This window comes from Priestia sp. 53B2 (genome assembly GCF_056099005.1).
Map to the genome: position 1 here is coordinate 111,670 of NZ_JBLZXA010000038.1, position 24,797 is coordinate 136,466.

Sequence of the window (24,797 nt, forward strand, 5' to 3'; positions counted from 1 at the left end):
CAATTATATTTTATAATATCGATTGAATTTGAGAGCACCTTACTTAGACACTTATTTAAAGTTTCAATCTCCTTTAAATAAAAAGTTTTGTTTTCAGGTGCTTTCTTAATAAATCACATAAGAAATAACGTATGGATTAGCGCCTACGTCATTTTTATAATATGCAACACGTATTGTATAATCATTACCCGTTCATCCATACGATAAAGGCCCATGGGTTTCCATGGGCTTTTGCTTTTATGCGTCAGTTATCTAGGTAACGATATAAAGTAGTTTTGCTTATACCTGTAGCTTCTGTAATTTGAGCAATCGTATATTTCTTGCTCCAGTACATCTCAAGTGCACGATGAACATTATAGTCAGGCTTCTTAGGACGACCGCCACTTTTACCTTTCAATTTCGCTTCTTCAAGACCAGCTTTCGTACGTTCACTAATCACATCATGTTGAAATTGACCAATACGTTTAATGGTATTGAAAAATGTTTTTCCTTCTAGTGTTGAAGTATCAACATCATCTAGAATAGATACAAAATGAATATGATTTTCTGAAAGATATTCAATTAATTCAATAAGGTGTCGAGTAGAATCTGCAATACAATAAAATTTATAGACAACTACTGTATCTCCCTCTTGAAGAGATGCTAACATTTCATCAAACTGCACTCTCTTTTTTAAAGAATTTGTTTTTTCTTGATAAATTTTTTTGCAATTATAGGGTTGCAAAGCCTGTAATTGTTTGTCCAAGCTTTCATCTTCACTATATGGACGGGTATAACCAATAATCACTAAACCATCTCCTGCATGGATTGTTTATTTACATTTTACTATTGTAACAAATTCATCCCCATCATAACATTTCTTTTAGGTATAGATATAGCGTCAGTTCCAAAAAAGTTCGTTTTTGGAACAAAAAATGATAGACATTTTATTTTATGTCTGCTAGAGTTTTATTTGTTAACAACGTCTCGGCTTCTATGAGAGTTGGAAGCCACTAATAAAAAGTAAAGAGGTGATGACATGGACAAAGAGACCATTAAATTAATTAGAAAAAGCTATAATTTAAACCAACGAAACTTTGCTAAAATGGTTAACTGTAGTTTTTCATTAATTGCATTAGTGGAAGTTGGTAAGAGAAGGGTCACGGAGAACTTGGAGAATAAAATCAGAGAAGCATTCCAATTGAACGAACAAAAGATAAATGAAATAAATTCTTTATCTTATCATTAATGGTTTAGTTTAAAAGAAAGGCGTAGTGTGATTTTTTTAGGATGAAAGAGAATACTAAAAATAACTGACGTAATAGTCATTACTGATTTTTTTATGAAATAAAAGTACCATAAACGTACTGTTTTGGTTCTATAAACTCCATGTCTTATTTGCTTCACACGTGCAATTGTAAAGAAAAATGTAAATAAACATGTATGAAAAGTTCATTAGTATAAATAGAAAGGTGTTTTTGGTTATCATGTTAAATAAATTAAAAATGGAATGGTTCGGTAACGTGAAAGGGGATATTCTTTCAGGTATTGTAGTAGCTCTTGCACTTATTCCAGAAGCAATTGCATTTTCCATTATTGCAGGTGTAGATCCCATGGTTGGATTGTATGCATCATTTTGTATCGCAGTAGTAATGGCATTTGTTGGTGGACGTCCTGCCATGATTTCAGCTGCAACAGGAGCCATGGCATTATTAATGGTTACGTTGGTTAAAGATCACGGGATTCAGTATTTATTTGCTACTACCATCTTAACAGGTGTTATTCAACTAATCTTTGGTATCTTTAAGATTGCCCGTTTTATGAAATTTATCCCACGCTCTGTGATGGTAGGGTTCGTGAATGCATTAGCTATTTTGATTTTTATGGCGCAAGTTCCGCACTTCGTAGGAATTTCCACAATGACATACGTGTTTGTAGCCTTAACACTAGTCATTATTTATGGTCTACCCCGTATTACCAAGGCTGTTCCTTCCGCATTGGTAGCCATTATTGTTATGACTGTTGCAGCAATTGTAGGAGGATTTAATTTAGGAACGGTAGGGGACTTAGGGGAAATCACAAGATCTTTACCGATGTTTTCAATCCCTAATGTTCCATTAAATATGGAGACACTATCAATTATCTTTCCTACTGCATTAGGCTTATCAATCGTGGGATTAACGGAATCTCTATTAACAGCAACGATTGTAGATGATATGACAGATACACCTAGTAATAAGAACAAAGAAAGTAGAGGACAAGGAATTGCGAATATTGTCGCTGGTTTCTTTGGCGGAATGGCCGGTTGTGCAATGATTGGGCAAACCGTTATTAATGTGAAATCTGGTGGACGAGGTCGTTTATCAACGTTTGTAGCTGGTGTATTTTTAATGTTTCTCATCTTGGTACTGGGAGACTGGGTTGTGAAAATTCCAATGGCTGCTTTAGCAGGTGTCATGATTATGGTATCCATCGGTACATTCGATTGGTCTTCACTTCGTACCTTAACAAAGGTACCTTTAACAGATACAGTGGTTATGCTTGTTACGGTTATTACTGTTGTGGCAACACACGATTTATCAAAAGGGGTAATTGCTGGTGTTATTTTAAGTGCCATTTTCTTTGCAGCTAAAATTTCAAAGTTAGAGGTTTCATCAAAAGAGTCAGAACATCGAACCGTCTACAATGTAAAGGGTCAGTTATTCTTTGCATCGGTACAAGATTTCGTGAATTCTTTTGCATTTAAAGGAAAGCAAGATCTTATTCTAATCGATTTCTCAGAAGCTCATATTTGGGATGATTCAGCTGTAGCAGCAATTGATAAAGTCGTATTGAAGTTAAAAGAACAAACATCGGCTGATGTGAAATTAACGGGTTTAAATGATGTAAGTGATGAGCTGGTTCAAAAACTAGCCACTTATAATAAACCGAACGCAAAACCATCAAATCATTGATTGGGGGACAATGTATGTATAAAAAAATCTTATTAGCTGTAGATGGATCAGAACACTCTAAAAGGGCTACGAAACATGCTATAAATGTAGCTTCATTAGTACCAGGAGCGAAAGTAGAAATTATTTCGGTCATTGACCTTTCAAAAGTTAAAACAGAGGTATTACATGGAGAACTGAAGCAAAAAAGACAGCAGGCCTTAGAAGAGATAAAGAGCACGTTCGAAAAGGAGAACGCAAGCTATGAGCTTAAAATTGAACGTGGTGATCCGGGACCAACCATTGTTTCCTATGCTAACAAGCATGATTTTGATCTTGTTATAATCGGAAGTCGTGGCTTAAACTCTCTGCAGGAGATGGTATTAGGTAGTGTCAGCCATAAAGTAGCTAAAAGAGTGCATTGTCCTGTCATGATTATTAAATAAACTTAAGTGTGTAGAAGAGCTGGTTTTTCTTGCTATAAGAGAAGTTGGCTTTTCTTTTTATTTAGACAAGTGCTTAAGTCTTTCATTTCTACCCTATTTTAAATCAATTCTGTAACAGCAGTTATATTTTATAATATCGATTGAATTTGAGAGCATCTTACCTATACACTTATTTAAAAAGCCTACCTCCTTAAGAGGTAGGCTTTTCGTTTAACAGCAAGATTTAGGATCCTTTTCGTTAGGACCTACATCGGATCCGATTTTATGAATATCACTATCTGCTTTTGTATAAAAGAATTCCCATTCATTCCCGTCTGGATCTGTTACCCAAAATTTATCTTGAACAGCATAGCAACAAGTTGTATCCATCTCCTCACGAGCAAAGAATCCTTCTTTCTCTAATCGTTCCTTATGAGCAGTTACTTCTTCTGCGTTATTAACTTGGAATCCAAAGTGGTTGACTTGGTTCCCGTTTACCTCATCACGTACATTTAGAGTAAAGTTAAGTCCTGGTTCATCTAATAGAAACTTCGCATAGTCTTCTTTTACCTTCTCAGGTTTTACACCAAATACCTTTTGATAAAACTCAATTGATTGCTCTAAATTAGTTACGTTAATTCCCACATGAACATATTTCATTTAAAATTCCTCCTTAGTAATATAAGCTCTACATTAAATCAAAAAAAGTTGATGTATATAGTGAAAAAATAAGGATAAAATTATCCTTTTTCATTTTTAAATAAACAACATAGCTCCTCAGACAATAAATGATTTAGCTCTTCGTTGTTTAGATCATAGTAATTCCAAGTTCCCTTTTTTTCTTTTGTAATCAAGTTAGCATCCAATAAAATCTTCAAATGATAGGATAGTTTTGACTGGGATATACCAAAGAATTCAGTTAAATCACACACACATGTTTGACCTCGTTGACAAAGCTCATGCATAATTTCTAGTCTTTTTTGATCCGCAAGAGCTTTAAATTTTTGTTCGTATTGTTCAAATGTTTGCTTCATATCTTTTACTGTATCCATTATCCTTCTCCTTAATCAACTTTTTTTGATCTAATAGGTAAATGTATTGTATGCTTTTTCGAAATTTGTATACGTAGTTTTTCCACGTAACGTTGGATCATTATGAAAAAAACGTTGGAATATAAGGGTTTTAGCTTCGTTTTTGTCTATATTTTGTGTGTTGACGACTAATCGGAAATAAGCATGAAAATACTCTACAGATAGGTTTCCTGAATTGTTAATTCTCATATTTTAACCTCACATTAAATAAATCAAAATTTCTTGATGTATTCATCATATCAATAAAAATTACAGAAATCAATTAATACATCAAAAAAAATTGATATAATAATTAAAGACTTAAGATAGGGGGAGTTTTATGAATGTTCGAATCATGAAAGAAGAGGACTTACCACAAGTTTTAAGTATTTATAACGAAGGAATTGAAGACAGGATCGCTACTTTAGAGGAAGGTGTAAAGGATTTACCTTACATAAAAGAATGGTTATATCATCGCAATGATCGGTATGAGGTTATTGTGGCCGAAAGAGAAGGAGAAATAGTCGGATGGGCTTCTTTAAATCCCTATTCTCATCGTTGTGCATATAATGGCGTAGCTGATGTATCCGTCTATATTCAACGTGAGAGTCGAGGAAAGGGGATTGGAAAAGCTTTATTGCACACCTTAGAAATTATCGCAAAGAAAAATAATTTTCATAAGCTAGTTCTCTCAACTTTTCCTTTTAATAAAGCAGGTCAGAAACTATACCGTAGTTTGGGGTTTCGAGAAGTTGGCATTTTTTATGAACAAGGAGTATTAGACGATCAGCATGTAGATGTGATGGTAATGGAGAAAATTCTTAAATAATTCGTAAAATCCTCTAAGGAATAATCTTGGGGGATTTTTTACATATAGGGAGAGGTTGACGTGAAGATTAGTTATTACATAAATTTATATATATAAGTGAACAGTTAGAGGGGTGCATGATAACAAGATGGGACTGATCTAATTTTTTTAATTAAAGGGGTTGTAAATGTTTTAAAAAGCAAGTATATTAATACACATAAACATATAAGCAAATTATTATATATTAATTCTAGTTAACTAGGGGGTGTATGTACATGGGTGTGAAAACAGTAGTTGAAATTGAAAAAGCAGCTCAAATTCTAAAATTGTTGGGTGATAAGACGCGCCTATCAATGATGAAACTTTTACAAACAAATGAATGCTGTGTTTGCGAATTAGTAGAAATCTACAAGGCTAGTCAGCCATCCATTAGTCAGCATTTACGCAAGTTAAAAGATATTGGTTTAGTGAAGGAAAAACGAAAAGGACAATGGATTTTTTATTCTCTTAACGAAGCGCATGAAAATTACGATTTTATAATCAGTTTGCTTGCTTCATTACCAAGTCAAGATGAACGTTTAACTGAATTAGAAAAACAAGGCTTACGTATTAGTTGTTGTGAGTAATTGGAGGTTTAAAAATTGACATCAGTTGTCCTGGCGTCACTGATCTTTTTAGTGACATTAGTTTTTGTTATTTGGCAGCCTAAAAATCTATCTATAGGTTGGTCAGCCTGTGGGGGAGCCGTCCTGGCTTTGCTGGCAGGAGTCGTTGATTTTCAAGATGTTCTGGATGTAACAAGCATCGTATGGAATGCGACCCTCACATTTATCGCAGTTATTATTATTTCCTTAATTTTAGATGAAATTGGTTTCTTTGAATGGGCAGCGTTGCATATGGCGAGAGCTGCAGGTGGCAATGGTGTTCGTATGTTTGTATATGTTTCGCTACTTGGAGCCGTTGTTGCAGCATTATTTGCGAATGACGGAGCAGCCTTAATTTTAACGCCAATCGTACTGGCGATGGTTCGCGCATTAAAGTTTCAAGATAAAATGGTCTTTCCATTTATAATTGCAAGTGGATTTATTGCAGATACCACGTCATTACCACTTGTGGTTAGTAACTTAGTTAATATCGTATCAGCTGATTTTTTTGGTATTCGGTTTTCTGAGTTTGCATCACGTATGATCGTTCCAGATTTATTTGCACTTTTCGCAAGTATAGTTGTTTTGTATCTATATTTCCGAAAAAGCATTCCCAAAAAGTACAATGTAGCTGATCTGCAAAAGCCAGTTGAGGCAATTAAAGATGAAAAAATGTTCAAGTTATCAGGAATTGTATTAGTTGTTTTAGTTCTTGGCTATTTTGTAGGCGAATTCTTTGATATTCCAGTATCTATCATTGCAGGAATCATTGCTATTTTCTTCTTAGGAATAGCGAGACAAAGTCCAGCAGTGGAAACAAAAAAAGTATTAAAAGGCGCACCTTGGGCTATCGTTTTCTTCTCGATAGGTATGTATGTAGTCGTATATGGCTTACGCAATGTTGGTCTAACGGAAGTGCTAGCTGATGTGATTCAAGCAACAGCCGATCAAGGTCTGTTTGCAGCAACCATTGGTATGGGATTCATCGCAGCTATTCTTTCATCCATCATGAACAATATGCCAACGGTTATGATTGATGCGCTTGCGATTGATGCGACGCATACAACAGGAACCATTAAAGAAGCGCTTATTTACGCTAATGTAATTGGTTCCGATTTAGGTCCAAAGATTACGCCAATCGGTTCTCTTGCCACACTTTTATGGCTTCATGTTCTCTCAACAAAAGGCGTCAAAATTTCATGGGGAACCTACTTTAAAACAGGTATTATCTTAACCATCCCAACATTGTTTATTACGCTTGTTGGTTTATATATTTGGTTACTGATTATTTCATAACACATCATAAAGGAGATTTGACATATGTCTAAAAAAACACTTTATTTCTTATGTACAGGTAACTCTTGCCGTAGCCAAATGGCAGAAGGTTGGGCAAAAAAACATCTAAATAACGATGAATGGGATGTACGCAGTGCTGGTCTTGAAGCACATGGACTAAACCCTAACGCTGTAAAAGCAATGAAAGAAGCTGGCATTGATATTTCAAACCAAACATCAGATGTCATTGATCCTGAAATTTTAAATAATGCAGATTTAGTCGTTACATTATGTGGTCACGCAGCAGATCACTGCCCAGTAACGCCTCCTCATGTAAAACGTGAACACTGGGGATTTGATGATCCTGCAAAAGCAGAAGGCTCAGATGAAGAGAAATGGGCATTCTTCCAACGTGTACGTGATGAAATCGGTGAGCGTATTCACCGTTTTGCTGAAACAGGCAAATAATCATTAAAATTAAATAGGCCGGGAGAATCTCTCTCGGCCTATCCTTTACCTTTTATATAAGTATATTATTATAAACTACTGTTAAAAGGTATGGTCTACATAAAGGGAGATGAAATTATGAAAAAAGTAGAGATTTTTGATCCAGCTATGTGTTGCTCAACAGGTATTTGTGGTCCTAGTGTTGATCCTGAATTAACAAGGGTGGCTTCAGCTGTATTCGCCTTGAAGAAAAAAGGGTTCGATATTACACGTTATAACTTGACAAGCGAACCAAATAAGTTCGTTGATCAAGTAGCAGTTAATAAGATTCTTATGAGTAAAGGTCCAGATGCTTTACCAGTGGTATTAGTGGATGGTGAAGTAGAGAAAACTGGAAGCTACCCAACCAATGAAGAATTTGCTGAATGGTTTGGTGTTAAAACTGAAGAATTAAAGAGCGAAAAACCACGCATGCTGATCAAATTAAACATTAATAACCCAAAATAGGGAGGTAAAAGAAATGTTCAAATCTTTTCAACCCGAAAATGTTGTTCAAACACCCTTTTTATTTTTTACAGGTAAAGGCGGTGTTGGCAAAACGTCCACAGCATGTGCTGTAGCTGTATTGTTAGCAGATAACGGTCATAAAGTACTGATTGTAAGTACGGATCCAGCTTCAAATTTACAAGATGTATTTGAAATGGAATTGAGAAACGAACCTATTGAGATACCGACTGTAAAAAATTTATATGCTTGTAACCTTGATCCTGAAGAAGCAGCAAAAACATATCGTGAGAAAGTCGTAGGACCTTATCGTGGAAAACTCCCTGATGCTGTTATTTCTACTATGGAAGAACAATTATCTGGAGCTTGTACGGTAGAGATTGCTGCATTTGATGAGTTTACAAATTTACTTGCTAATGAGGAAATGGTCAACCAATTTGATTATATTCTTTTTGATACAGCGCCAACCGGGCATACACTTCGGTTGTTACAATTGCCAAGTGCATGGACCGGTTTTTTAGATGAAAGTACACATGGAGCTTCTTGTTTAGGGCCTTTATCAGGTCTAGATGAGAAGAGAGGTTTATATGCAAAAACTGTGGAAGCTTTATCAAACCCAGCCCAAACGACATTAATGTTAGTAGCTCGTCCTGATGTTTCTTCTCTAGAAGAGGCAAATAGAGCTTCAAAGGAATTAAAAGAGATTGGCATTTTAAATCAAAACTTAATTGTGAATGGGTTAATGAGTCAATATGTACAAGGCGATGAAATATCTACTGCTTTTTATACTCGACAACAAGAATCATTAAAGAAAATGCCAGAAGAGCTGAAACAAATGGTTATGTATTCAGTGCCTTATGTATCTTATCCTTTAACAGGCATTAATCATTTACGTCGTTTGTTTAAAGCAGAGTCATTACCAGAAACTGAAATTAAAAATGTAGAGCTTTCTACAGAAAAGTTATCCGAGTTTAAAGATGTTGTAGAAGACTTCTCTACAAATGGAACAAAAGTTATTTTCACAATGGGTAAAGGCGGTGTTGGTAAAACAACAGTAGCATCTGCGATTGCAGTAGGACTAGTTGAAAAGGGCCATCGTGTTCATTTAACTACGACAGATCCTGCAGCCCATTTAGATTTTATTTTTAGTAATAGTGAAGCAAAGGAATTACTAAGCATCAGCCGAATTGACCCTAAAGCTGAAGTAGATGCTTATAAAAAAGAAGTACTTACAAAAGCTAGTGAGGAACTTGATGAAGATGGCATTGCTTATATTCAAGAAGACTTAAATTCACCATGTACAGAAGAAATTGCTGTGTTTCGAGCTTTTGCAGATGTGGTAGTTAAGTCAAATGATGAAATTGTGGTCATCGATACAGCGCCAACTGGTCATACGTTGCTTTTACTTGATGCTAGTGAGTCTTATCATAAAGAGTTGGAAAAAGCTACAGGAGAGGTTCCAGAAAGCGTTAAAACGTTACTACCACGTTTACGCAATCCAAAAGAAACAAGTGTAGTTATTGTAACTCTTGCAGAAGCAACGCCAGTACTAGAAGCGCATCGTCTCCAGGAAGACTTGAAACGTGCTGAAATTACACCAAAATGGTGGGTTATCAACCAAAGTTTGTACGCAACAGATACAAAGGATGCTATTTTAAAGGGAAGATCACAAGCTGAAAAAGCATGGATTAAGAAAATAAGGAATGAATTAACGTCTAATTGCGCTATTATTCCCTGGCAACCAGAAGAGAAAATCGGTTACGAAAAAGTCAAAGAATATATTCAATAATTCAAAGTGGAAAGTAACCTGTTTTAATATTGATTCAGACACTAAAATTATAGAGGTGGACAACATGAGTAACAAAAATTATCAATCATTAATTGACGATCGCATTTTTATCGGTGGTGCAGCCGATGTAAAAGAAATGATGGAAAATGATAAAGTAGATGTCATTTATGACTTACGTGCAGAATCATTAGAACATGATGCTCCAGAAGCACGCGTTCATACACCAATTGTAGATGATGCAGAAAATCAAGATGAATCTATTCAAAATGCAATTAACGAAGTAGTAAAATCGTACAAGGAAGGGAAAAAGATTTACTTCCATTGTGCAGGTGGAAGTAATCGTACTGGTACGGTTGCAATTGGAACTCTATTAGCAATTGGAGAAGCTGATTCCATCGCAGAAGCTGAAGAAAAAGCAAAAGCAGCTCGTGCTAAAATTAATGTTAAACCTGAAATGAAAGCTTCGCTTCAACGTTTATTTCCAGAAGCCTAACCAATAAATATAATTGAAGATAGGGAGAGATTAGATGAATATCACAGATGGAGCTAAAAAGATGTTAGAAGATGTATTCGCTGAACAAGGGGCTAAAGGCATTCGTTTTTACTCTGAGGGTGCTGGATGCTGCGGACCTCAAGTCGGATTATCATTAGACGAACCTACTGAGGATGATACAGTCCAAGAAGTTAACGGTATTCAAGTAGCAATTGAAAATACAGTACTATCTACAACCCAAGGGCTTACACTTGATGTTCAAGAAGGTCCTCAAGGTGCAGGATTTGTATTGGTAGGAATGGATAACAGCTGTTGTTAATTAAATAATTAACTTTAAAACTGTAGAATATATGTGGCTAAAAGAGAGGGTTAAAACCTTCTCTTTTTTATTTACCTTTGTTTACTTCTTTTTAGGACCTGGGAGATATAATTCGTTATGCTGCCACTGATCCTCATTACGTTCAGCCTCAGTCGTTGGAACATCCCCTGCTCTCTTGTCCATTTTATGAAAAATAAAAGCCACTAGTCCAACCTCCAGCATATAAAAACCCATTACTTCTTACATAATTAGCTACCCCTTACCTACTTAGGTAAGGGTTCTTTGTTATTTTTCGATTGGACAGGCAAGTTTACTGCAGCATTTACTCACCTTTAGAATCTGAAATATGTACCTTACTACACTGCCGATGCCTTTTATTACAATCTACTTTTGAAGTTAAGGCATCCGTTGACCACTCTTCTATTACCCTCTACTGATCACCTACTACTGCCTGTTCTGTCATCGTGAAAGTACGAAGTTTCCGAGGAATAAAAGCTCTTATCTCTTCTTCTTTATATCCGATTTGCAGTATTTTACGATCTTGTATGATAATAGGGCGTTTAAGTATAAAAGGATGGCTCTTTATCAAATCATACAGCCCCTGTAACGACAGTGCATCAATCTCTATATTTAACTTTTGAGGGATCTTTGACCTTGTAGAAATAATTTCATCTGTACCCTTTTCTGTCATACTAAGAATATTTTTAATTTCATCTTCTGTAATAGGTTCATACGATAGATTTCTCTCAATATAATCAATTTGATGTTCCTCAAGCCAAGCCTTTGCTTTTCGGCAAGAAACGCAGCTGGTTGTCGTATATAGATTAATCATTTTTTACACCTCGTCTATATGTATTTTTCTATCTTTAATTAATCAATGTAAATAAAAGTATATAGATTTTTAATAAGTAAAAGCCACTTGTATACTACAAGTGGCTTTTTGCTACGTTGAATACACTAGATAATTCACGTATTATTTCCACCACTATTATAACATAGTTTATGTATCTGTTTAATGCATGTGGATCTTATATAACTAAAATATGAAACATATGATTCAGAACGCGAGACTAACCTTCTATGTTTTATAAACTTGTTTCTTCAAATAGATATCCTCCTTGTTATTTAAGTGAGTATGTTCCTTATTCTTATTTAAAAACAGGACTTTGAATAAGAAAAGGGATAACAACTAAAGCTGTCATCCCTTTTCTTACACATGGCAAGTGTATAGGCTTTATAACAAGGAAATGAAACATCTAATCCCACTTTTTACAGTGTCATTTGTTTCTGAGAGTTAGTATGGCGATCACATAAGGTAAAATACATCCACTATTTACCATACATATACCTCTTCTACAATAGGAAACTTAAAAGAAACAAGGAGGTGACACAACATGGCAAACAACAAAAGCAGCAACAACAACGAATTATTAGTATATGGTGCTGAACAAGCAATCGATCAAATGAAATATGAAATCGCGAGCGAATTTGGTGTAAACCTTGGTGCTGACACAACTGCACGTGCAAACGGATCAGTAGGTGGCGAAATCACAAAACGTCTTGTACAAATGGCTGAGCAACAACTTGGCGGTGGACGTTTCTAATAAAATTTTATAATGATGGCCGAAGGAAGAATGGTTTCCCGTTCTTCCTTTTTTCGTTAGTGAAAAAGGAGGATAATAGCATGAGGGTGCAAGAGATTCTTGTATCGTACCCAATAGCCGGGAAAAATTCAGATTTTAAGATGAAATTACTTTTTGAATCTGCTCATCAATATCCCCATTACTTAAGCCTCCGTGATAACAAACCACAGATTCAATATCCAGGTCTAGGTATTTCTTCAAAGAGAGTCGAGCCTCTTTTATATCCAGTACAGTTGGAACATGAATCCCCTCAATTATTCCGTTTACACTGTACATTGAGTCCCCAGCAATCAGTGTTTTACTCTTTTCCAAATAGAGACTGATATGCCCTGGAGTATGTCCTGGAGTATGAATGACACGAATCCCGCCGCAATACGTAAGTTCTTGACCGTCTTTCAAGGTATCGTCCACTTTGCTCTTTGGAGGATTCTCTACGTTCCCGTCTTTCAAAAGAGGTAAATTCCCTTGTATATAAGGCTTATCCAAAGCGTGAGCATATACTTTAATATGATTATACTCTTGTACTATCTCAGGAAGACTACCTATATGATCTATATCCTGATGTGTCAAAATTATAACTTTTAGTTTGTCGAACGATACTCCTACTTTATCCATTGCCACGCGTAAATCTTCCATTTGTCCCGGGAATCCAGTGTCTATTAAAACGGCCATTTCTTGATCCCATAAAAGAGTTGGATGAATAATATATCCATGAAATTCAAGCTGGAGCATTTCTACCCCTTTAGAAATTTCCATAACTTTAGTCTCCTTTATAATTAGATTTTATTGATGTAGGATAATAGGTTTGACTACACCAGAAGATTGAAAGAATACAGCCAATTTTGCACGTGAAATACTACCATTACGTAGTACCAAAAAATATTCATTATCACACTAACCATCTTCAAATTAAATAACATAAACATCATATTAAATTCAGTTTCCTTCTCAAAAGTTCCTGCTATTTTTTATTGTTGAATGAGACATAAGGAAGTAAAAAAGAGAACACCATCTGAAGAAGGGTTCTCTTTTTTGGGAGCTTCCAATCAGCTTACATGTTTATTGCAAGTTTTTTTAGATATTTAATCGAGTTGTTTAGATATTTTCCAACCTTTCATCCATTTCATGAAAAAATGGGCTGTTAGGACAACCCCTAGTATCTAAAGAGCCTTAACTTCATTATCTACTTAGAATCGCGTAACACATTAACATTGCGTAATTGAAGCTACTCTAAATGAGTGGCTTTTTTAAAAGGATTTTAGGTTTCTAAGTCCAAATAATAGGTAATATTGACTTATAAAGCAATTGAAGAGTGTAGAAATGGAGGGGAGTAAATTACCTAACAAAGAATATCCATACTACCTTATAAAATTAGGTAAGTTATATTATGTAAATGAATCATGTAGAAACGTAAAAAGGAAAGAAATCTCTAGTTATGAATTTACAAATGATGAATTGGTCGCATTTCCCTTTGACACACAGTCCATTGCAAAACAAACCGCAGATGAATGTGGTGGCTATATTGTAACTAGAATTGCTACGTTTGAAGATTATATTAACCAGGGAGAACGTTGGAGTAATTATATAGATTATAAAGAGAAAAATATATGGAAACTCTATAACGTTAAGTAGATAGTAAAAGCAGTCCTTTGAACATTTAAGGACTGCTTTTCTAATTGTGATAATAAGGGTTATGGATAATAACGGAATTAATTCCATTAAAATAACACAACGTCTAACGTTCCATTTACTCCTTTTAATCGGCCATCTTTAAATCGAGATTGTGAATATTTGCAATTACTCTATCAAAACGTAGTGGCTGAGGTTCAGTTGGGAAAATATGATGTTCATATTGATCTCCCAAAGTACGGAAGAATGGTTCAAACAAGCCAGAAACCAGTAAACCTACCAGCTTAGTGTACGGAGAATCTAAACGGTATGAGTGAATGGTATTAGCCGGTACATGAAGGAAATCTCCCGGATTTAACACAATCTCTTCTCTATTTGCCCACATGGTCATTTGCCCTTCTAAGCAGTAAAATGTTTCCGTATGATGTTCATGGTAATGATCCACAATACGATCTCCTTTAGGTCCTTCAGATGAAACTACAATAAATTGTCCATTTGTATTTGTCTGTGCTGCTACTATTCGGTGAAGCTGGTCACCTGTTAAGAGACAATCACCTTCGCCAGATTCAAGAACATAGGGAACTACTTCATCAGGACGTTTTGAGTTTGTTACAAGTTTAGTTTCAGTTTCTAAAGGTTTTTCGTTTGAAACAAACTCAATATCAGAAAATGCTGCAGCTTGTAAAAAGCGCTCATAAGATACTTTTTCAGCATATGGAGGATGTTCTACATACTGATAAGGCGTGCCTATTTCAGCATAAAGATTCGCAACTTTTCCTTTCATTGTATAGGAGACAAAACGAGTGCGATGACTTCTCATTTCATAACTGTGCACTGTGCCAGCCGGAATGTGAGCGTAGTCACCTGATACAAGTAGGTGCTTCTCTCCATTAAGGATAAGTTCTACTCTTCCGTCTAGAACTAAAATGCCTTCATGAGTTTCTTTATGAAAATGAAGTGGGAAAGAGTCTCCTTTTCCTCCTGAAAGCAAGACGATTTCAAACATATCCCCTGTACTTTCAGCGTTAGCCATAATGGTGGCTACTTGTCTGCCAAATAAGTATTTAGGACCTTGGCCATTTCGTAATAAATAAGGCGCTTGTTTTTTCGGTAGATTACTAGTAATTATTGTCATACTATTTCCTCCTTTATGGTAGTAGACCAATCTACATATAAAATGGACTGGTCAGTCTACTTAAATTAATATAAATGAAAAGATAGCAAAATGCTATCCTTTTTTATTTATAATCAAGGGTATTTGTTGAGCAATAAGCAAAAGTGGCTGTTTATCTTTATGAGCAAGTGAAAACATTATGCCACCTTCAATCATCGAATTTATAGTCATTCCAAGTGCTTCAGCTTCTTCAGCGTCAAAGCCATGTTGAATGAGCTTTGTTGCAAACACATTTGCCCAGGCCTTAAAAACGTCAACACATGTTTGGCGTAGTGGTTCACTTATTAAAGCTGTTTCACTTGCTAATAATCCTACGGGTATTCCTTCAACGCTTTCTGGATCATTGAACTGTTTAGACGTTACCTCAATAAAATGTTGAATAGCTTCAGCAGGATCCAAGACTTGAGCCATACTCTCTTTAATTTGTCCTTCAACGAATCTACCTGTATATTTTACTGCTTCAATAGCCAATTCTTCTTTACCATTTGGAAAGTGATGGTAAACAGATCCTCTAGGGGCTTTACTCTCCTTGATAATTTGATTTAGACCTGTAGCATGATATCCTTGCAGTTGAAAGAGGTGTGCTGCTGTTTTAATAATTCTTTCTCTTGTTTCGCCTTTACCGTTCATTCTGTTTCCTCCTAATGGTTATGAAGACCAATCGGTTTAATTATAGAAACTGATGAGCTAAAAGTCAAAATTTCATTTACAACTTTATTATCTAATTATGAGCTCTTTCACCAGTGTTAGCTCGCTTATACAATTCGGGTATCATAACTTGTTTCAACAGAAGAGCAAATGGAAAAGATGAATTTCACCTTAATTGAAGCCTTATATACAAATAAACAAGTTTATCTTACATATTATAAGAAAGGCCAATGCATTACAGAGACGGGGTTCATTCAGTTTGTTGATTCCCTTGGAGATTTATTCATTTTTATTGATGACGTATTTGAGTTAAAAAATAAAATGAGGTTAAGTGATCTAATCGATGTTCGCTTGGCTTAGTCCCTCAAGAAATCGTGTCCAGGGATTATTTAATTTGGTGGAGGTACATTCATGTACAGTTTTAGAATATACACGTTACGTGACGGTTCGAAGAGAATCATTAAGCTAAAAGAAGGAGAATCATTTAAACAAGAACTTCAACGAGCAGGTATTCAAGAAACGCAAATTTTCCAGATGCAACTAGTGGAAAAACCAGAGTAATTTCAACATAAGCCTTTTATATGGATGTAATTGTGTTAGTCTAATAAAAGCCAAATAGAAAAGAGTGATCAACCTGGAAGAAATAAAGGAGCAAGAAATCGATCTTGATAAAGTGTATGACTATGCTGAATTTCCGGATAAGGTTAGTGGCAGATGCGATAACTGCAACTCAGCTTACTTCAAAAGTCCCGTAAAAGGTGGCGTTTTCTTACGTGAATGCCGCGAATGTGGGATGAAAAAGAGTATTTAGTTGGTACTGATTGAAAGGGTTGGGGAAATGAGAGATATTTGGGATGATGGATACAGTCAATCAAAAAAATTAACAGAAGAAATGGTCAATGAAGCAGAAAAGAAGTTGGGTGTGAAGTTACCAAAATCCTATATTGAATTATGTAAAATACAGAATGGGGGCTCTTTAAAATATTGTGACTACCCTACCTCCGTTCCAACAAATTGGGCAGACGATCATGTAAATGTCCCTGAGATTTATGGAATAGGGAAAGAAGGCATTTTATCCAGTGATTATTATATAGAAGAATGGGAGTTACCAAAAGATATTGTTTTATTATGTGGAGAGGGACATTGGTGGGTTGCATTTGACTATCGGGATACAAAAGATAACCCTCCTATAATTTATATGGATTTAGAATGGGGAACAGACATGCTTATTTTTGAATTAGCTCCTGATTTTGAGGCCTTGGTAAATGGCTTATTTATTTATGAAGATGAAGAATGACTACATTTATACAATACAAAGGAACTGGCATTCAATTGTCGGTTCTTTTGTATTAGTTTCCTATGATTTGATTCACCAAGCTCTCCCTTTTCCTCATTACATTCTACTTTTGTCCTTATGTCTCGTCCATTTCATGAAAAAGATAAGCTATTAGGCCAACCACATATTTTTTATGTAAGATGTTTGAATTTTATTTTTTGGGTTAAAATCTATAATCAACTAACTTTTTTTTAACAGTATGTGATCCATGTGACCTTCTACTCTCTATGGGTAGAAGGGTTTTTTATCTGTTTAAGTTCTTTCCTTTTGGGTATAAAAATAAATGTAAAGTTATCTAAGTTACCTACCTTTGTTTATAGTATGTTTTATCTTGCCTTCTATCTATAGGATAGAGGGTTTTCCTATGTACTCTGTTTAAATTATGATTTTATTGGTAATGAATAAATGTGTTACCTTTCTCGCAGGGTGTACAATGACATTTCAATCACACAAATGACCTTCTACCTGACAGTAGTAGAAGGTTTTTTGATATCAATTATTTATCAACATCAACACTAATTGCTGGATTAACCATATTATTTAAAGTAATTTTATTTTTATCATCTACTTCATTACGTAAAAGTGAATCCCATGTAGCTTCGCAAACCTATCGCTTCACATCATTATTTCAGCTTTATTAATCAGGGTTACATGTTATTTTTCCATATCTCAATGCATCATAAATAGCACGCCCATCGCTTGAAGTTGTTTCTGTAAATTTAATAGGCAGTAGTGAGAAGACAATATAATAAACAGAAAAATAGACAAACTGGTAAGAGAAGAGACTTGCTGAAAGGATGTCAGCCATAACTAAGCCATTTATAAGGAAAATAGAGGATAAATTGGCAATGGCACCTCCAGCATAGACACAGGCATGGGTAAATCGGTTATCGTATTTTAGTTTCTCATATACACAAAAAGAATCCAAAAAGTAAACTGATTTTATTTTAACTTTCTTCCATTTAAAAATGGTTTTTCCTTTTCCAATTGTAAAATCCACTCTCCCTCCGAAAAAGATTGCCATGATAGAATGACCTAATTGGTGAACAAGAGATACAAGTGGTAGTACAAGTAAGAAAGAAAACAAGAACTTAGGCATATCATTGAATCCAAACACACTTCCATCTCCTTTATTATAAAATGATTTAATAAACAGTTAGCTTATTAAGGTAGATAAATTCTTTTTGATGGTGGACAGACTTTTCCACACAGAGGAGGCGCCTTTTTAATCATATGTACAGTCCTTCGTTTCGCACTTCGAAAGGTCTTTAATCAAAATATAGGACCAATAGATTTTTACTAAAGCAGCAGTTAAAGTGATTAATAATCTTTGAGCATTGCCTATAGAGAAGGGTATCTTCACTTTATTTTTAAACATTCTCCATAACAATAAACGACCCTATATATTGTAAACAAAGTTAATAAGGTCGTTTATGTTATATTCTGATTTATTATTTTTTTCTCTTTTTCTTTATAATAAAATATCTGGTTTCTCATTAAGCTTCTGACAGAACTTCGATATCATTATTAATTTGATCGAACAAATAAGTAAGGTAAGAATCTAATTCAAATTGATTATCTTCAACAAAATCATCTAACACACACTTACTTTCTTCTCTCATTTTTAATCACTCCAATTTAATTTTTTCGATTTATCATGCATGATGACCATGATTCTTTTTTTGTCCCATTTTCCTTAGAACAAAGCTTACGATTAACACCAAAATGATTGCTCCAATAATGGCTGGAATGATTGCAAAACCACCAATAACTGGTCCCCAACTTCCCAAGATCAGCCCACCTAACCAAGAACCAATAAAACCAGCGATAATATTACCAATAATGCCTCCAGGAACATCACGTCCTGTAAGTAATCCAGCGAGCCACCCAATAATTCCACCTACAATTAGCATCCATATAATTTCCATACATAGTACCCTCCTTTTAAAATAGTTAGTTGACTTTACCCTCGACTAAAATTCATTAACCCTGTTATTTTTTTCCTTAATAAAGTTTTTATCTTTTTGGACATCTACTAGTGTCTCGTACATTTTATAAAAGGAACAAACGGTTGGGACAACCCCTGGGATCTAAAAGCCTAGAACACCTTACATCATTACCTACTGCAGTAAGGGTTCTTTTTTATTTTTCGACTGGACAGGCAAGCTTACTGAAGTAGCTACATAGTATCTAAAGAATCTTAACTTTGTTATCTAATTAGTATCTAGTTCAGTATCGCTACCGCGTTAATACAAGCTCTACATGCGTAATGACGCCTTTCAAGTACCTTCTTTTTTATATAGCTATGTTTGTTTTTAAAGATCTGGAATTTAGCATCCCTGACTAACAAAAGAAAGCGTTGACATTTTCTTATTTCATAAACTATAATAAGCGAAAGAAACCGGTTCCAATTTGACTTCTTATTTAACGAAATTGGCTCCTATGAAAGGAAACATTTAATTATATATATGTTGTTTTTTTTAGTTTTTTGGAACCGGTTCTTTTTTTTGTTCGGTCTATATCTTTTATAGATAGCAAGAAATATAGTCGCGATCGAATCAGGAATATTAGTTTTTTCTTATTACAATTTCATTATATTATCATCACCAAAGGGGTGTTATCATCAAGTGGAAAAGGGTTACAAAGACATAGCTAGCAAAGTAGTTGAGGCAATAGGTGGAAGAGAAAACATTTCATCATTTGCTCACTGTGCAACAAGATTGCGTATTATGGTACATGATCAAACAAAAGTAAATCAAGAAGCAGTTGAAAATATAGAGAAAGTAAAAGGTGCATTTTATAATTCAGGACAATACCAAATTATCTTTGGTACAGGAACTGTTAATAAAGTATATGAAGCAGTGAATGAGTTGGGTATTAAAGGCACGTCTACCTCTGAAGTAAAAGCAGAAGCTAAGAAACAAGGAAACGCTTTTCAACGAGCTATCCGAACCTTTGGTGACGTTTTCGTTCCAATTATTCCAGTTCTTGTTGCAACCGGATTATTTATGGGTTTACGTGGGGTACTAACGCAAGAAGCAGTGTTAAATTGGTTGGGTTATACACCCAATGATATCCCTGAGAACTTTATAATGTTTACACAAGTTGTCACAGATACAGCTTTTGCATTCTTACCAGCATTAATTGCATGGTCAGCCTTTAAAGTATTTGGTGGAAGCCCTGTTCTAGGAATTGTCTTGGGATTAATGTTAGTAAATCCAGCACTTCCAAACGCATATGCAGTAGGTTCAGGAGACGCACATCCTATTCACTTCTTTGGATTTATTCCAGTTGTAGGGTATCAGGGTTCTGTTTTACCAGCTTTCTTTGTAGGTCTTATAGGAGCAAAATTAGAGCGTTGGATTCGTAAAAAAGTGCCCGATTCAATTGATTTAATACTCACGCCATTTCTAACATTGTTGATCATGATTACATTAGGTCTCTTCGCTATCGGACCAGTCTTTCATTCATTAGAAAACATAATTCTAACAAGCACAAAAGCAATTTTAGATTTACCGTTTGGTTTAGCTGGTATTATTATTGGTGGCCTACAACAAGTTGTTGTAATTACTGGCGTTCATCATATATTTAATTTACTTGAAATTCAATTATTAGCTGATACAAAATTCAACCCATTCAATCCATTAATTACCAGCGCAATTGTAGCTCAAGGGGCTGCAACGCTAGCAGTTGGATTGAAATCTAAAAATAAAAAAGTGAAAGCATTAGCATTCCCATCAGCATTTTCAGCCTTTTTAGGAATTACAGAACCGGCTATATTTGGAGTAAACCTAAGGTTCTTTAAACCCTTTATAATGGGCCTTATAGGAGGAGCAGTAGGGGGATTCTTAGCCTCAATTTTTCATCTAAAAGCAACAGGAATGGCTGTTACAGCTATTCCAGGGTTACTATTGTACTTGAATAATCAGATTTTTATCTATATTTTCGTTAATTTGATTGCCTTTGCTGTATCATTTATTCTGACATGGCTGTTTGGTTATAACGATAAGATGCTTAAGAATCGATAATTATATATAAATTGTAATTAATAAACTATAATGAATGACATTAGAAAAAGCTTAATCATTGATGTTGTAGGAAAAGAGAAGGTTAAAAACCTTCTCTTTTTTAGTTTAACTGTGCTTTAACCTTTTTTCTAATTTATCATATTATAACTTTTCTCTTAACGATGTATTTTTATCTAGCGAAATAGGGGAACTTCCTGGTTAGTAGGTGTTCCCTTGTTTCGCATAAGCAGTTAATCAAATGAAACAAGAAATGGAAGTACAGCTGGGACCTGACACAACTGCTCGTGCTAATGGCTCCGTTAGTGGAGAAATTACAAAAAGCCTTGTAGCATTAGCTGAAAAACAACTTGGTGGACACAAGGAATAGTACTAATAAGGTAAATAAATTATAAAAAAGAGGAAGAGAGTTCTCTTCCTCTTTTTTATAGCGTTATCATTAACATTCCCTGTAATAAGCATATTAAATAATGTAACTATACGATGATAGACTTAATGAATTTCAGTAATGCCCGATAAACGAATAGAGAATATATTGTGTTGTTCATCCTCTAGAGAAAGAGTTTGATCATGAAGATTAAGATCGTTTACACGTCCCTTACATGTTTGTAATAAACCGTTTTGATAATAGTTAATGGTAATGACACCTTTCTTTCTTAATGCTTTCAATATCATGCTCCGTTATCCTTTCTTCCCAATAACTAATGTAGGAATTTGTTATTCAAATAAATAATTAGCATGCAGAATTTGTTAGGAAATCATACAAGTTAAAAGTTATATTGTTTTATATTATTTAGTATACAACAACCTCATAGGAAACGCTTACATTTTATTGTGTAAACTTTGTGAACTTTCAAAAGGAAGAAAGCTCAAAGAATAAATCTAAGAGCTTTCTAAAATACTTATTTAACAGCTTCTTTTAACTCTTTACCTGGTTTAAAAGCAGGAACCTTCGAAGCCAGAATTGTCATTTCTTCACCTGTTTGAGGGTTACGACCTGTACGCTCTGCACGATTGCGTACCTCAAATGTACCAAATCCAAGTAGTTGGATTTTTTCTTCTTTTGACAGTGTATTAGAAATCGTTTCAAACAACGCATCTATTGCTTTTTTAGAATCTTGTTTTGTTAGTTCTGTTTTTGTTGCGACTGCATCGATTAATTCAGCTTTTTTCATATTTAACTACCTCATTTCTTACTGGATATAGTATGTATAGGTGAAAAATATATCATATTTTCGTCATTCTGGTCAAACATACGTTCTTTATTTAAAGTAATTTACAAGATACATTATAAAAAACGTGTCTGAGATTAGCTCTGTGGTGAAATGAAATATGTTTATGTTGGACAATTTGTTTATCCACTGCAAAATTCAGCCCTATATTGTTTTAAAAACATGTATGTATATATTATGCTTAGCTTAAACTGATAAAATATTTCCCAATCGCTGAGTTTTAAAAAAGCCCTTGCTCTCGTGGAGCAAAGGCTACTTTTTTACTATTTTTTATAAAGACAATCATAGGCATGAGTATTAGTGGACGAGACAATAGATGTTGGTTATCCCCTTTGATTTTATGAAAGACTTTCACACGACAACCTGAACAAGCAAAAAATCCTCTGAAATGCATGTAGCTGAATGTTGTGATTTCTTCGGGTTTAAAAACGCCCATTTTCCTTCCACAATGAATATATACAGCTTCTTTTACACTTGGCATTGGATCACTACCCTATATACGTTGAGTAGCTTTCTATTTTAGTATATAAAAAACGAGTGGATAATTTAACCTTTTTCAACTTAATTAATGTAAAATACAGGAAAATTTATCAATTAGAAGTCAAAGAATAAAAGAGGAAAAGGAATATATGTCTAGAATCTATATCTATGTTTCAATCCATCTATTATATCTTCTTGTAAATGAGCTTCTATTCAATGCTTAAAATATCATTCCGATTTTTAGCGCAAATTCTTTTTAATTGTTTAACAGATGAAATTTCCCTGTACTTAATTCGTTTTAACTTCCATACTTTATGTATGTAGCATACCCTTATCAATTTACCTCATTGCTTTAACTCGTAAGAGCATTAGTTTTAGAATCCTTCTAATGGATACGCAAATTAATAATTGTACTTGGAAACGGAGCGATACGATGAATAAGACGTATGATGTCATCATTACCGGTGCTAGAGTTGCCGGCTCTACCCTTGCTATTTATCTTGGGAAGGCAGGTTTCCATGTGTTGTTAGTAGACCAAGCGACCTTTCCAAAGGATACATTATCAACCCATACTTTTTTCAATAATACTGTCGCTCTTCTTCGAGAAATCGGTGTCATGGACAAATTATTGGAAACAAACGCCCCACCGGTACAGGATATTAAATTTCAATTTGAGGATACCGTGATAGAAGGACTCATCCCTAAAGTTGACGGAGAAGAAAGTTGTTACTGCATTAGAAGAACTTATCTCGATCAAATCTTACTTGAACAAGCCAAATCACAAATGAATGTAACCGTTCTAGAAAGATTTCGTGTGACGGATGTTATTCATGCTGAAGATACAGTAGTGGGAGTGGAAGGTCTAGATGGCAATAACGAGAAACAAGAATTTTTAGCTCGCCTGGTAGTCGGGGCAGACGGCCGATCCTCAATTATTCGCAAGCTGGTAAAAAGTGAACTCAAAATAAGCATTTCGGCAAAAGTCGGCATCTATTTCGGGTACTTCTCTGAATTTCGCCATGACAATGTCCCTAAATTTGAAGTATACAAGATAAAAGATAACACAGCCATTCTCTTTCCAACGAATGATAATTTATATGTTATCGCCGGCATTTTCCCATTAGAAAATAAGGAATTGATAGGACGGTTGAAATTAAATTCAGAAAGCTGTCTACGCAATTTCTTAACAGATAACTTTCCGAATACAACAATAGGGACGCGTTTAAAAAATGCGGAATTAGTAGAACCGGTTAAAGGCATTCTCAGATATGATAATTACTGGTATAAAGGAATGGGAAAAGGGTGGGCGTTGGTTGGAGACGCAGTTTGTTTTAAAGATCCTGGCATGGCACAAGGTATCCATGATGCTATATGTGGAGCACGTATATTATCCAATATTCTCTCAAAATATAAGGGACAATCCAATCAATCAAATCAAATATCTGAAGAATATCAAAAGGCAATAGAAGACGAGTTTATGGTTCGGTTTCACATGGGATGTCAAATTTCGCAGAACGAACGCATCTCTGAACAACAGAATGCTATCAATAAGCTAATCAGTTCTCATCCAGAGGCTATAGAGAAGTTTTTAGGGATTTATAATTACTCAAACGAGCCCGATGCTTTAGAAAAAGAACTCACACGAATTATGCAGTCAATCTAGCAATAATTTTGAAATTGACCTAAGAGTTTTCAAGAATTAGCAATGAGGGGAAGGTAAACCGAGGGCAGGAAGGGATATATCGAAAAAAAAGATTTTATTCTGTTACGATTAGTACATTTTATCTAAAACATACTCAATATAAAAAGCCACTTGTTTCATACAAGTGGCTCTTTGTTACGTTGAATATATTAAATTATTCCCAACATTATTAGAGAAGTTTATGAATCTGCAAAGAATGGTGTTAGCTAATAATAGTCAGATAGAAATGGAAGAGAAATAACAGC

General features: G+C 34.8%; 34 protein-coding genes. 20 read left to right on the forward strand and 14 right to left on the reverse strand.

What is annotated here, in order from left to right; genetic code table 11:
• Positions 1 to 244 precede the first annotated feature (244 nt).
• Positions 245 to 787: a recombinase family protein gene (locus ACN6NE_RS29605; RefSeq protein ID WP_474329023.1), complete on the reverse strand. Its 543-nt coding sequence runs from the start codon at positions 785 to 787 to the stop codon at positions 245 to 247.
• A 231-nt stretch (positions 788 to 1,018) separates the two neighbouring features.
• Here ACN6NE_RS29605 and ACN6NE_RS29610 point away from each other — a divergent pair, with 231 nt between their 5' ends.
• The 3 genes from ACN6NE_RS29610 to ACN6NE_RS29620 all read left to right on the forward strand — a co-directional run bounded on the left by ACN6NE_RS29610 (position 1,019) and on the right by ACN6NE_RS29620 (position 3,355).
• On the forward strand, positions 1,019 to 1,228 hold the full coding sequence (locus ACN6NE_RS29610; RefSeq protein WP_474329025.1) for an XRE family transcriptional regulator: 210 nt from the start codon (positions 1,019 to 1,021) through the stop codon (positions 1,226 to 1,228).
• Between the two features lie 238 nt (positions 1,229 to 1,466).
• Positions 1,467 to 2,933, forward strand: a complete 1,467-nt coding sequence (locus ACN6NE_RS29615) for a SulP family inorganic anion transporter (protein WP_474329027.1) — start codon at positions 1,467 to 1,469, stop codon at positions 2,931 to 2,933.
• A gap of 14 nt (positions 2,934 to 2,947) precedes the next feature.
• Complete coding sequence (locus tag ACN6NE_RS29620) at positions 2,948 to 3,355, forward strand: universal stress protein (RefSeq protein ID WP_474329029.1); 408 nt, start codon at positions 2,948 to 2,950, stop codon at positions 3,353 to 3,355.
• Between the two features lie 210 nt (positions 3,356 to 3,565).
• On the opposite strand, the gene ACN6NE_RS29625 is transcribed toward ACN6NE_RS29620, so the two are convergent.
• Both ACN6NE_RS29625 and ACN6NE_RS29630 read right to left on the reverse strand, forming a co-directional pair.
• Entirely contained in the window at positions 3,566 to 3,994 is a 429-nt protein-coding gene (locus ACN6NE_RS29625) for an ArsI/CadI family heavy metal resistance metalloenzyme (protein WP_474329031.1), read from the reverse strand.
• Positions 3,995 to 4,074: 80 nt separating this feature from the next.
• Complete coding sequence (locus ACN6NE_RS29630) at positions 4,075 to 4,368, reverse strand: ArsR/SmtB family transcription factor (protein ID WP_165351647.1); 294 nt, start codon at positions 4,366 to 4,368, stop codon at positions 4,075 to 4,077.
• 376 nt (positions 4,369 to 4,744) lie between these two features.
• Between ACN6NE_RS29630 and ACN6NE_RS29635 the strand changes: the two genes are divergently transcribed.
• The 8 genes from ACN6NE_RS29635 to ACN6NE_RS29670 all read left to right on the forward strand — a co-directional run bounded on the left by ACN6NE_RS29635 (position 4,745) and on the right by ACN6NE_RS29670 (position 10,683).
• Positions 4,745 to 5,233: an arsinothricin resistance N-acetyltransferase ArsN1 family A gene (locus ACN6NE_RS29635; RefSeq protein ID WP_474329033.1), complete on the forward strand. Its 489-nt coding sequence runs from the start codon at positions 4,745 to 4,747 to the stop codon at positions 5,231 to 5,233.
• A gap of 254 nt (positions 5,234 to 5,487) precedes the next feature.
• Positions 5,488 to 5,838: an ArsR/SmtB family transcription factor gene (locus ACN6NE_RS29640; protein ID WP_474329035.1), complete on the forward strand. Its 351-nt coding sequence runs from the start codon at positions 5,488 to 5,490 to the stop codon at positions 5,836 to 5,838.
• Positions 5,839 to 5,853: 15 nt separating this feature from the next.
• The gene (locus ACN6NE_RS29645; RefSeq protein ID WP_474329037.1) at positions 5,854 to 7,152 is read left to right on the forward strand and encodes an arsenic transporter; all 1,299 of its coding nucleotides are present in this window, start codon (positions 5,854 to 5,856) and stop codon (positions 7,150 to 7,152) included.
• Positions 7,153 to 7,176: 24 nt separating this feature from the next.
• A complete protein-coding gene (gene arsC, locus ACN6NE_RS29650) occupies positions 7,177 to 7,599 on the forward strand; it encodes an arsenate reductase (thioredoxin) (protein ID WP_349346820.1) in 423 nt (140 codons plus the stop codon).
• A gap of 117 nt (positions 7,600 to 7,716) precedes the next feature.
• Complete coding sequence (arsD, locus tag ACN6NE_RS29655; RefSeq protein ID WP_474329040.1) at positions 7,717 to 8,085, forward strand: arsenite efflux transporter metallochaperone ArsD; 369 nt, start codon at positions 7,717 to 7,719, stop codon at positions 8,083 to 8,085.
• A 13-nt stretch (positions 8,086 to 8,098) separates the two neighbouring features.
• The gene (gene arsA, locus ACN6NE_RS29660; RefSeq protein ID WP_474329042.1) at positions 8,099 to 9,871 is read left to right on the forward strand and encodes an arsenical pump-driving ATPase; all 1,773 of its coding nucleotides are present in this window, start codon (positions 8,099 to 8,101) and stop codon (positions 9,869 to 9,871) included.
• Positions 9,872 to 9,935: 64 nt separating this feature from the next.
• Complete coding sequence (locus tag ACN6NE_RS29665; RefSeq protein WP_474329044.1) at positions 9,936 to 10,364, forward strand: protein-tyrosine phosphatase family protein; 429 nt, start codon at positions 9,936 to 9,938, stop codon at positions 10,362 to 10,364.
• A gap of 34 nt (positions 10,365 to 10,398) precedes the next feature.
• Positions 10,399 to 10,683: a HesB/IscA family protein gene (locus ACN6NE_RS29670; protein WP_129703666.1), complete on the forward strand. Its 285-nt coding sequence runs from the start codon at positions 10,399 to 10,401 to the stop codon at positions 10,681 to 10,683.
• A gap of 81 nt (positions 10,684 to 10,764) precedes the next feature.
• On the opposite strand, the gene ACN6NE_RS29675 is transcribed toward ACN6NE_RS29670, so the two are convergent.
• Together ACN6NE_RS29675 and spxA are read right to left on the reverse strand one after the other, a co-directional pair.
• Positions 10,765 to 10,905, reverse strand: a complete 141-nt coding sequence (locus ACN6NE_RS29675) for a hypothetical protein (protein WP_474329046.1) — start codon at positions 10,903 to 10,905, stop codon at positions 10,765 to 10,767.
• Positions 10,906 to 11,113: 208 nt separating this feature from the next.
• The gene (gene spxA, locus ACN6NE_RS29680) at positions 11,114 to 11,515 is read right to left on the reverse strand and encodes a transcriptional regulator SpxA (RefSeq protein WP_474329048.1); all 402 of its coding nucleotides are present in this window, start codon (positions 11,513 to 11,515) and stop codon (positions 11,114 to 11,116) included.
• A 562-nt stretch (positions 11,516 to 12,077) separates the two neighbouring features.
• Between spxA and ACN6NE_RS29685 the strand changes: the two genes are divergently transcribed.
• On the forward strand, positions 12,078 to 12,287 hold the full coding sequence (locus tag ACN6NE_RS29685; protein WP_013084404.1) for an alpha/beta-type small acid-soluble spore protein: 210 nt from the start codon (positions 12,078 to 12,080) through the stop codon (positions 12,285 to 12,287).
• 135 nt (positions 12,288 to 12,422) lie between these two features.
• Here the strand turns inward: ACN6NE_RS29685 and ACN6NE_RS29690 are convergent, their stop codons facing one another.
• A complete protein-coding gene (locus tag ACN6NE_RS29690; protein WP_474329050.1) occupies positions 12,423 to 13,082 on the reverse strand; it encodes an MBL fold metallo-hydrolase in 660 nt (219 codons plus the stop codon).
• Positions 13,083 to 13,646: 564 nt separating this feature from the next.
• Here ACN6NE_RS29690 and ACN6NE_RS29695 point away from each other — a divergent pair.
• A complete protein-coding gene (locus tag ACN6NE_RS29695; protein ID WP_474329052.1) occupies positions 13,647 to 13,958 on the forward strand; it encodes a hypothetical protein in 312 nt (103 codons plus the stop codon).
• A gap of 124 nt (positions 13,959 to 14,082) precedes the next feature.
• On the opposite strand, the gene ACN6NE_RS29700 is transcribed toward ACN6NE_RS29695, so the two are convergent.
• Positions 14,083 to 15,090 (reverse strand): quercetin 2,3-dioxygenase, encoded by a 1,008-nt coding sequence (locus ACN6NE_RS29700; RefSeq protein WP_474329054.1) that lies wholly within the window; start codon positions 15,088 to 15,090, stop codon positions 14,083 to 14,085.
• Positions 15,091 to 15,183: 93 nt separating this feature from the next.
• Positions 15,184 to 15,759 carry a TetR/AcrR family transcriptional regulator gene (locus tag ACN6NE_RS29705; protein ID WP_474329056.1) on the reverse strand — a complete coding sequence of 192 codons (576 nt, stop codon included), beginning with the start codon at positions 15,757 to 15,759 and terminating at the stop codon, positions 15,184 to 15,186.
• A gap of 168 nt (positions 15,760 to 15,927) precedes the next feature.
• Here ACN6NE_RS29705 and ACN6NE_RS29710 point away from each other — a divergent pair, with 168 nt between their 5' ends.
• The 4 genes from ACN6NE_RS29710 to ACN6NE_RS29725 all read left to right on the forward strand — a co-directional run bounded on the left by ACN6NE_RS29710 (position 15,928) and on the right by ACN6NE_RS29725 (position 17,074).
• Positions 15,928 to 16,137, forward strand: coding sequence for a YolD-like family protein (locus ACN6NE_RS29710; protein WP_474329058.1), 210 nt, complete (start codon positions 15,928 to 15,930; stop codon positions 16,135 to 16,137).
• Positions 16,138 to 16,188: 51 nt separating this feature from the next.
• Positions 16,189 to 16,338, forward strand: a complete 150-nt coding sequence (locus tag ACN6NE_RS29715; protein WP_474329060.1) for a hypothetical protein — start codon at positions 16,189 to 16,191, stop codon at positions 16,336 to 16,338.
• 73 nt (positions 16,339 to 16,411) lie between these two features.
• Positions 16,412 to 16,588 carry a DUF8096 family protein gene (locus tag ACN6NE_RS29720; protein WP_474329151.1) on the forward strand — a complete coding sequence of 59 codons (177 nt, stop codon included), beginning with the start codon at positions 16,412 to 16,414 and terminating at the stop codon, positions 16,586 to 16,588.
• A 27-nt stretch (positions 16,589 to 16,615) separates the two neighbouring features.
• Positions 16,616 to 17,074, forward strand: a complete 459-nt coding sequence (locus ACN6NE_RS29725; RefSeq protein ID WP_474329062.1) for an SMI1/KNR4 family protein — start codon at positions 16,616 to 16,618, stop codon at positions 17,072 to 17,074.
• A 676-nt stretch (positions 17,075 to 17,750) separates the two neighbouring features.
• Here ACN6NE_RS29725 and ACN6NE_RS29730 read toward each other — a convergent pair.
• The 3 genes from ACN6NE_RS29730 to ACN6NE_RS29740 form a co-directional block, all read right to left on the reverse strand.
• Positions 17,751 to 18,230 carry a site-2 protease family protein gene (locus ACN6NE_RS29730; RefSeq protein ID WP_474329064.1) on the reverse strand — a complete coding sequence of 160 codons (480 nt, stop codon included), beginning with the start codon at positions 18,228 to 18,230 and terminating at the stop codon, positions 17,751 to 17,753.
• A gap of 379 nt (positions 18,231 to 18,609) precedes the next feature.
• Positions 18,610 to 18,735 (reverse strand): hypothetical protein, encoded by a 126-nt coding sequence (locus ACN6NE_RS29735; protein WP_474329066.1) that lies wholly within the window; start codon positions 18,733 to 18,735, stop codon positions 18,610 to 18,612.
• Positions 18,736 to 18,768: 33 nt separating this feature from the next.
• Complete coding sequence (locus tag ACN6NE_RS29740; RefSeq protein ID WP_192100860.1) at positions 18,769 to 19,041, reverse strand: GlsB/YeaQ/YmgE family stress response membrane protein; 273 nt, start codon at positions 19,039 to 19,041, stop codon at positions 18,769 to 18,771.
• A 699-nt stretch (positions 19,042 to 19,740) separates the two neighbouring features.
• On the opposite strand from ACN6NE_RS29740, the gene ACN6NE_RS29745 reads away from it, so the two are divergent.
• Together ACN6NE_RS29745 and ACN6NE_RS29750 are read left to right on the forward strand one after the other, a co-directional pair.
• A complete protein-coding gene (locus tag ACN6NE_RS29745) occupies positions 19,741 to 21,141 on the forward strand; it encodes a sucrose-specific PTS transporter subunit IIBC (RefSeq protein ID WP_474329067.1) in 1,401 nt (466 codons plus the stop codon).
• A 238-nt stretch (positions 21,142 to 21,379) separates the two neighbouring features.
• Positions 21,380 to 21,508: a small, acid-soluble spore protein, alpha/beta type gene (locus ACN6NE_RS29750; RefSeq protein WP_474329069.1), complete on the forward strand. Its 129-nt coding sequence runs from the start codon at positions 21,380 to 21,382 to the stop codon at positions 21,506 to 21,508.
• 122 nt (positions 21,509 to 21,630) lie between these two features.
• Here the strand turns inward: ACN6NE_RS29750 and ACN6NE_RS29755 are convergent, their stop codons facing one another.
• The 3 genes from ACN6NE_RS29755 to ACN6NE_RS29765 all read right to left on the reverse strand — a co-directional run bounded on the left by ACN6NE_RS29755 (position 21,631) and on the right by ACN6NE_RS29765 (position 22,851).
• On the reverse strand, positions 21,631 to 21,813 hold the full coding sequence (locus ACN6NE_RS29755) for a YolD-like family protein (protein WP_029324141.1): 183 nt from the start codon (positions 21,811 to 21,813) through the stop codon (positions 21,631 to 21,633).
• Between the two features lie 227 nt (positions 21,814 to 22,040).
• Entirely contained in the window at positions 22,041 to 22,313 is a 273-nt protein-coding gene (locus ACN6NE_RS29760) for an HU family DNA-binding protein (protein WP_474329071.1), read from the reverse strand.
• A gap of 277 nt (positions 22,314 to 22,590) precedes the next feature.
• Positions 22,591 to 22,851: a hypothetical protein gene (locus tag ACN6NE_RS29765; protein ID WP_474329073.1), complete on the reverse strand. Its 261-nt coding sequence runs from the start codon at positions 22,849 to 22,851 to the stop codon at positions 22,591 to 22,593.
• A gap of 432 nt (positions 22,852 to 23,283) precedes the next feature.
• On the opposite strand from ACN6NE_RS29765, the gene ACN6NE_RS29770 reads away from it, so the two are divergent.
• Complete coding sequence (locus ACN6NE_RS29770; protein ID WP_474329075.1) at positions 23,284 to 24,513, forward strand: NAD(P)/FAD-dependent oxidoreductase; 1,230 nt, start codon at positions 23,284 to 23,286, stop codon at positions 24,511 to 24,513.
• Positions 24,514 to 24,797 lie beyond the last annotated feature (284 nt).